The organism is Fructilactobacillus sp. X3R5C2, from assembly GCF_059901175.1.
On the sequence record NZ_JBWXVC010000014.1, the window covers coordinates 1 to 581 of the forward strand.

Here is a 581-nt window from a genome sequence, read left to right on the forward strand (position 1 = left end):
ATTAATTCTCCCAAAATTACTGGTTACACACCAAGTCAAGCTAGTGTAACGGGTGATGCTGCTGAAGGAAAAGACGATGTTCATACCGTTGTCTACACTGCCAATGAAGAACAAGCTCATGTTGAATACATTGACCAAGATAATGGCAATAAAGTTCTAGTAACTGATAACTTAAACGGCAAGTTCGGTAGTCAATCTGATTACAGCACTGCGGATCGAATTGCTAGTTACGAAGCTCAAGGCTACGAATTGGTATCCGACGGATACCCAAGTGGTTACAAATTTGGTGACAATAATCCCACCTTCCAAGTTGTCTTAAAGCACAAGACCAAAGAAGTTACGCCAGATAACCCCGGAAACCCAGGTCAACCAGTGGATCCTAACAACCCAACGGGACCGAAGTATCCTGACGGCACTAGTAAGGACAACTTGACTAAGTCCATTACGAGAACCATCCACTACGTTTACGCCGATGGCAGTAAAGCCGCAGATGACAAAGTAGAAACGGTTACGTTCAACAGAACCGCCACCTTTGATGAAGTAACTGGTGAGATAACTTATGGTGCTTGGACATCTGACAA

1 protein-coding gene is annotated in these 581 nt (G+C 43.9%); it reads left to right on the plus strand.

The genetic code is table 11. The annotated features are described in order from the left end of the window. The coding region (locus AC6UD4_RS07200) for a mucin-binding protein (RefSeq protein WP_500694599.1) at positions 1-581 on the plus strand (581 nt) is incomplete at both ends.